The organism is Streptomyces poriferorum (assembly GCF_019399235.1).
In the GTDB taxonomy this organism is placed as follows: Bacteria; Actinomycetota; Actinomycetes; order Streptomycetales; family Streptomycetaceae; genus Streptomyces; species Streptomyces poriferorum.
The window spans coordinates 1-5,777 of the sequence record NZ_JAELVH010000380.1; the positions used below are offsets into that span (position 1 = coordinate 1).

General features: G+C 70.8%; 6 protein-coding genes. 4 read left to right on the top strand and 2 right to left on the bottom strand.

Going from position 1 to position 5,777, the window contains the following annotated elements; translation table 11 throughout:
• The first annotated feature begins 293 nt into the window (after positions 1 to 293).
• Together JGS39_RS36265 and JGS39_RS36270 are read left to right on the top strand one after the other, a co-directional pair.
• Positions 294 to 1,109, top strand: coding sequence for a L,D-transpeptidase family protein (locus tag JGS39_RS36265; RefSeq protein WP_308120915.1), 816 nt, complete (start codon positions 294 to 296; stop codon positions 1,107 to 1,109).
• A gap of 69 nt (positions 1,110 to 1,178) precedes the next feature.
• A complete protein-coding gene (locus JGS39_RS36270) occupies positions 1,179 to 1,760 on the top strand; it encodes a Uma2 family endonuclease (protein ID WP_306070777.1) in 582 nt (193 codons plus the stop codon).
• Between the two features lie 67 nt (positions 1,761 to 1,827).
• Here the strand turns inward: JGS39_RS36270 and metG are convergent, their stop codons facing one another.
• Entirely contained in the window at positions 1,828 to 3,432 is a 1,605-nt protein-coding gene (metG, locus tag JGS39_RS36275) for a methionine--tRNA ligase (RefSeq protein ID WP_219574021.1), read from the bottom strand.
• A 148-nt stretch (positions 3,433 to 3,580) separates the two neighbouring features.
• Here metG and JGS39_RS36280 point away from each other — a divergent pair, with 148 nt between their 5' ends.
• The gene (locus tag JGS39_RS36280; protein WP_219574025.1) at positions 3,581 to 4,234 is read left to right on the top strand and encodes a response regulator transcription factor; all 654 of its coding nucleotides are present in this window, start codon (positions 3,581 to 3,583) and stop codon (positions 4,232 to 4,234) included.
• Positions 4,231 to 5,427: a sensor histidine kinase gene (locus JGS39_RS36285; protein WP_219574022.1), complete on the top strand. Its 1,197-nt coding sequence runs from the start codon at positions 4,231 to 4,233 to the stop codon at positions 5,425 to 5,427. The genes JGS39_RS36280 and JGS39_RS36285 overlap by 4 nt, the downstream gene beginning before the upstream one ends.
• On the opposite strand, the gene JGS39_RS36290 is transcribed toward JGS39_RS36285, so the two are convergent.
• The coding region (locus JGS39_RS36290; RefSeq protein WP_219574023.1) for a VWA domain-containing protein at positions 5,376 to 5,777 on the bottom strand (402 nt) is incomplete at its 5' end. The genes JGS39_RS36285 and JGS39_RS36290 overlap by 52 nt on opposite strands.

The following is a 5,777-nucleotide window of genomic DNA, read 5'->3' on the forward strand; positions in this document are numbered from 1 at the left end:
AGGACATAGAGACACCCCCCCGCAGCCTCCTCAGGCCTCCGTCCCCCGCGGAGACGAAGGGCCCGGGACCGGACATCCGCCCCGGTCCCGGGCCCTTCGTGCTGCCCACGCACACATGGCTGTGTGCATACAAGTACAAGAATCACCCGAACGGTGAGACCCGGATGGCCCTCATGCCGGATTGGCGGACTGCGACTGCGGCAAAGACTGCCTGGGCCGACCCCGGCGCACGCGGACCCCGCCCCGTGCCCGCAGCGCCCCGGACCCGGCCACCTACCGCTGAGGAGCCCTCCGTGCCCGTGCCCCGTTCGCGCGTTCCGCTGCGCCTCCCGTACGTCGTCTGCGCCGCCCTCCTGCTGCTGCTGGCCGGGTGCTGGGTGGGGCCGCTCGCCGGGCTGGACGGGAGCGGCGCCACCACGAAGGCCGCGGGCGCCTCCGGTGTACCGGGCCCACCCGGTGCCGCCGGCGCACCCGCACAGCCCCGGGCCGCCGTGCCGCCCGTTGCCGTGCCGCCGCTGGAGATCCCGGGGCTGGGGCCGCGGACCCGCGCGCAGATTCCGGCCGGGGCCCACCAGGCGTTCGTCGTCACCGGCCAGTCGCCGGACTCCAACCGCTCCACGGCCGTGCTCTACACCCGGGACGACCCGGCCGTCGGCTGGCGCGCGGCGCTGGCTCCCTGGCCCGCGCACAACGCCCTGAACGGCTGGACGGCCGAGCACTGGGAGGGCGACCTGCGCTCGCCCGTGGGCGTCTTCACCCTGACAGCGGCGGGCGGCCGCCTCGATCCTCCGGAGACCGCCTTCCCGTACGACCTGAGCCCGGACTTCATGGTGGAGGGCGAGGGCTTCCACGGGGAGCCGCTGGAGGGCTCCTTCGACTACGTGATCGCCATCGACTACAACCGCGTCCCCGGCACCTCGCCCCTGGACCACACCCGCCCCCTCGGCGACGAGCGAGGCGGCGGCATCTGGATCCACGTCGACCACGGCGGCCCCACCCAGGGCTGCGTCTCGGTCACCGAGGACCGGATGAAGGAGCTGCTGGGCGTCCTCGACCCGGCGAAGGAGCCGGTCATCGTGATGGGGGACGCGGCGTCGCTGAGCCGCTGAAAGCGGCCGCGCGCCCAGGAGGCAGCCACGTAATCTGGATTCTGCCCGACCGATTCCGAGGAGGCTGGCGTGACCGTGGTCGACGATCGTGTGCTGACCCAGGAGATCTTCGAGGACTTGGCCCGTCATGCCATGCGCGCGGAAGAAGCGCTGCGTCTGGAATTCGTGAACGGGAAACTGGGAGTCAAGGCTGTGCCGGACGGGGACCACGGGCGGATCATCGTCTGGCTCACGCAGATTTGTATGCAGTCGGATCCCCGGAACTGGCTCTTCGGGGAGCAGGGCCTGCACATCGAGACGTACCGAAAGGGCAACGCGCGTCCCGACGGTGCCCTGGCCCGCCTCGACAACTTCGCCGGCCAGGGCGAGTGGGCCGATCCGGACGCCGTCCTGATGGTCGTCGAGGTGACCTCGTACGACGACGACACCGACCGCCGGGACCGTGTCGAGAAGCCGCGCGCGTACGCGGAGACGGGCATCCCCGTCTACCTGCTCATCGACCGCGAGACCTGCGAGGTCAAGGTGCACTCGCAGCCCGACGGGGTGCGGTACGAAACAGTGGTGACCGTGCCGTTCGGTAAGAACGTCCGGTTGCCCGACCCGGTGGGCATCGAGCTGGACACCGAGCCGCTCAAGAACTGGGTCCGCTGACGCGAAACAAGAGGAAGGGGCGGGGCCGCACATCTGCGGCCCCGCCCCTTCGCCGTACGCACATCCGCTACGCGGGCTTCTCCTCCAGGCGCGGGAACAGCACCGCGCCCTTCGTCACCGTCGCACCCGCCGACAGCCGGCCCCAGGTGCCCGCGTCCTGCACACGCTGGTCGGACAGCGCGCCCAGGGACTCCTCGGCGCCCAGGGACTCCCACAGCTTCTGCGAGGTGTCCGGCATGACGGAGTTCAGCAGGACCGCGACCCCGCGCAGCGCCTCGGCGGCCGTGTACAGGATGGTCGCGAGGCGGGCCCTGCCCTCCGGCGACTCGTCCTTGGCGACCTTCCACGGCTCCTGCTCCGTGATGTAGCCGTTGACCTGCTTCACGAAGTCGAAGACCGCCAGGATGCCCGCCTGGAAGTCCAGCTCCTCACCGATCTTCAGGTCGGCCGTGGCGACGGCCTTGGCCAGCCCCTCCTGGACCGCCTGCTCGGCCGCGCCCGAGGCCGTCGCCTCGGGGAGCGCGCCGCCGTAGTACTTGCCGACCATGGCGGCGAGGCGCGAGGCCAGGTTGCCGTAGTCGTTGGCGAGCTCGGAGGTGTAGCGGGCGGTGAAGTCCTCCCACGAGAACGAGCCGTCGCTGCCGAACGCGATGGCCCGCAGGAAGTACCAGCGGTAGGCGTCCACGCCGAAGTGCGAGGTCAGGTCCTGCGGCTTGATGCCCGTCAGGTTCGACTTCGACATCTTCTCGCCGCCGACCATCAGCCAGCCGTTGGCCGCGACCCGGCCCGGCAGCGGCAGACCCTGCGCCATCAGCATCGCGGGCCAGATCACCGCGTGAAAGCGCAGGATGTCCTTGCCGACCAGGTGCACGTTCGCCGGGAACGTACCGTCGAACTTCTCCTGGTTGGCGCCGTAGCCGACCGCCGTGGCGTAGTTGAGCAGGGCGTCGACCCACACGTAGATGACGTGCTTCTCGTCCCACGGGACCGGGACGCCCCAGTCGAACGTCGAGCGGGAGATCGAGAGGTCCTGCAGACCCTGCTTGACGAAGTTCACGACCTCGTTGCGCGCGGACTCCGGCTGGATGAAGTCGGGGTTGGCCGCGTAGAACTCCAGCAGCTTCGGGCCGTACTCGCTGAGCTTGAAGAAGTAGTTCTCCTCCTTGAGGATCTCCACCGGCTTCTTGTGGATCGGGCACAGCTTGACGCCGGCCTCGTCCTCGATGAGATCGCCGGGGAGCTTGTACTCCTCGCAGCCCACGCAGTACGGGCCCTCGTATCCGCCCTTGTAGATCTCACCCTTGTCGTGCAGGTCCTGCACGAACTCCTGCACCCGGTCGGTGTGCCGCTTCTCCGTCGTACGGATGAAGTCGTCGTTCGCGATGTTGAGGTGCTCCCAGAGGGGCTTCCACGCCTCCTCGACGAGCTTGTCGCACCACGCCTGGGGCGTGACGTTGTTCGCTTCGGCCGTGCGCATGATCTTCTGACCGTGCTCGTCCGTGCCGGTGAGGTACCACACCTTCTCGCCGCGCTGGCGGTGCCAGCGCGTGAGCACGTCGCCTGCGACGGTCGTGTAGGCGTGGCCCAGGTGAGGAGCGTCGTTGACGTAGTAAATGGGGGTCGAGACGTAAAACGCCGTCGCCGCCTGCTTCTCGGATCCAGTGGCCGCCATGGTCGAAATCCTAACGGTCCGGGGGAGATCCACTCACACCGATAAACCCGGCCGGGAGCGCGGAGACCTTTGCGAAACATCTGTTCCGGTAGCAAAGACGCATCCTGGGAGGGAGTGGACACGCGTGCACGAGGCAGGGGACATCACGATGCGGGTACTGGTCGCCGAGGACGAGGAGATCCTGGCGGAGCTCGTCGCCACCGGACTGCGGCGGGCCGGGTTCGCCGTCGACACGGTGTACAGCGGTGACGCCGCCCAGGCCTACCTGGGGCTCCACGACTACGACGTCGTCGTCCTGGACCGCGATCTGCCCCGGGTGCACGGCGACGACGTGGCCCGCGGGCTCGTCGCCTCCGGTTCCCGGACCAGGATCCTGATGCTGACGGCCGCCGGGTCCATGGAGGACCGCGTCTCCGGGCTCGACCTGGGCGCAGACGACTACCTGGGCAAGCCGTTCGAGTTCCCCGAGCTCGTGTCGCGGGTCCGCGCCCTGCGCCGCCGCAGCGCCCGCCCCGTACCGCCGCAGCTGGTGCGGCACGGCATCCGGCTCGACAGCGTGCGCCGCACCGCGACCCGGGACGGCCGGGAGCTGGACCTCTCGCCGAAGGAGTTCACCGTGCTCCAGCTGCTGCTGGAGGCCGACGGCGGGACGGTCAGCGCCGAGGAGCTCCTGGAACGGGCCTGGGACGCCAACGCCGACCCCTTCACCGGAGCCGTCCGCGTCTGCATGAGCAAGCTGCGCGGAAAGCTCGGTGAGCCGTCCCTGATCCGCACCGTGCAGGGCGTCGGATACGCCCTGTGAGCGCCTGGGCACGGGTGCCGCACGCCACGATCAGGACCCGCATCGCGCTCGTGTACGGGGGCGTGTTCCTGGTCCTCGGGACCGCGCTCCTCGCCACGGTCAACCTCGCCTCCCGGGCCGGTACCGACTCGCAGGCCCGCGCCATCGCCCGTACCGCCGCGGTCGTCCAGCCCGGATACGCCGTCAATGGCCCCCTCGTCACCCGGAGCAGCCTCGGACCGCCGACCGTCTACGACCTCACCGACGATGTCAGCAACGCGGCCGGGGACCAGCTGCTCAACTGGTCCGCGGCCGCCCTGCTCGTGATGACGGCGTGCGCGGTGGGTGTGGGGTGGTGGACGGCCGGGCGGCTCCTGCGGCCCGTCCACGAGATGACCGCGAAGGCGCGCCGGCTCTCCGCGCACACGCTGCACGAGCGGATCGCCTCCAGCGGGCCCGACGACGAGCTGAAGGAGCTGGGCGACACGCTGGACGCGCTGCTGGCCCGGCTGGAGCAGGCCTTCGACAGCCAGCGCCGGTTCATCGCCAACGCCTCGCACGAGCTGCGCACCCCGCTGGCCACCCAGCGGGTGGCGATCCAGGTGGGCCTGGAGGACCCGACTCCGGACGATCTCGTACGCACCCGGCAGACGCTCCTGGACAACAACCGGCGCAGCGAGCGGCTCATCGAGGGCCTGCTGGTGCTGGCGCGCAGCGAGCGCGGCCTGGAGAAGAGCGAGCGGGAAGCCGTGGACCTGGACCGGGTCGTGGCGGAGGAGGCGGGCCGGTACCCGGGGGTGGCGGCCGACGCCGAGCCCTGCGTGGTGCGCGGGAACCGGCTGCTGCTGGCTCAGCTGGTGGCCAATCTGGTGGCCAACGCGGTGACGTACAACGTGCCCGGCGGGAGTGCGGGGGTGTTCCTGGTGCCGGCGGGCGCGGGGGTACTGCTGGAGGTGCGCAACAGCGGCCCGGTGGTGGAGGCGGCCGACATCCCGGGCCTGTTCGAGCCGTTCCGGCGCGGTGAGGGCAGGGACCGGATGGGGGCGGGCTCGGGACTCGGTCTGTCGATCGTCCGCTCCATAGCCCTGGCGCACGGAGGTACGGTCACGGCGGTACCGGGCCCGGAGGGCGGGCTCGCCGTGACCGTACGACTGCCGGTCGATCAGGCGTTGGCGGCGACCCAGGCGGGCAGCGCGGCCAGCACCTCGCGGTAGAACGCGGCGTCCGCGACCTCGCGCGGGGCGGGGCCCGCGTGGAAGAAGCCGGCGTTCGGGGCGTCCAGCTTCCGCAGGAAGTCGAAGCCCTTCGCGTCCGCGTCGCCGAACGCGACGAACTGGAAGAACAGCGGCAGCCGTGCCGCTTCGTCGATCGCCTGACGGGCGGCCTGCTTGACGTCCGGCGGGCCGTCCGTCTGGAAGACCACCAGTGCCGGGCCGGTGGCCCCGGACTTCTCGTAGTGCGCGACGACCTCCTCGACGGCGCGGTGGTAGTTCGTCCGGCCGAGCCGTCCGAGACCCGCGTTCAGCTCGTCGATGCGGCCCTCGTGGCCGTCCAGCCCGACCGT

Excerpts from the sequence above, each read along its gene's own strand:
- JGS39_RS36280 (WP_219574025.1), top strand. The coding sequence starts at position 3,581 with ATGCGGGTACTGGTCGCCGAGGACGAGGAGATCCTGGCGGAGCTCGTC.
- metG (WP_219574021.1), bottom strand. The coding sequence starts at position 3,432 with ATGGCGGCCACTGGATCCGAGAAGCAGGCGGCGACGGCGTTTTACGTC.